Source organism: Undibacterium sp. RuTC16W, assembly GCF_049339445.1.
Taxonomy (GTDB): domain Bacteria; phylum Pseudomonadota; class Gammaproteobacteria; order Burkholderiales; family Burkholderiaceae_D; genus Undibacterium.
On the sequence record NZ_JBMPPE010000060.1, the window covers coordinates 1 to 378 of the forward strand.

Below are 378 nucleotides of genomic sequence, written 5' to 3' on the forward strand. Positions count from 1 at the left end.
GGTGGAGATGGCGGGAATCGAACCCGCGTCCGAATAGGATGAAGCCGAGCGACTACAAGCTTAGTCGATGATTGAGTTGTCGCCGCCGCGCTGCGCATCGACACGCAGGCCGCTGCGGCCAGCCGAGGGGTCTTTGGTCCACCTCATCGGCGTCAGGTGGGCCGCACGCCGGCATTGTCTCGCCGGACTCCCGACCTACCGGCGCGAGGCCGGGGCCGATGGATCACCCGCAGGTGATCGGGCTTTCACCCTCGCTTATGCAGCGAGAGGGAGAGCCGCGTAGTTGGTGCGGTTGGCACCTAAAGTTTGCTCCATTGTTAACGAGGCTAGAGCGCCCCGGCTTGCCACTCGACCCCGATCGCTACCCGTCGAAGCCAG

General features: G+C 64.8%; 1 other RNA gene. It reads right to left on the reverse strand.

The annotated features are described in order from the left end of the window. Positions 1-378, reverse strand: a transfer-messenger RNA (tmRNA) gene (ssrA, locus tag ACO0K4_RS19520); the annotation flags it as partial.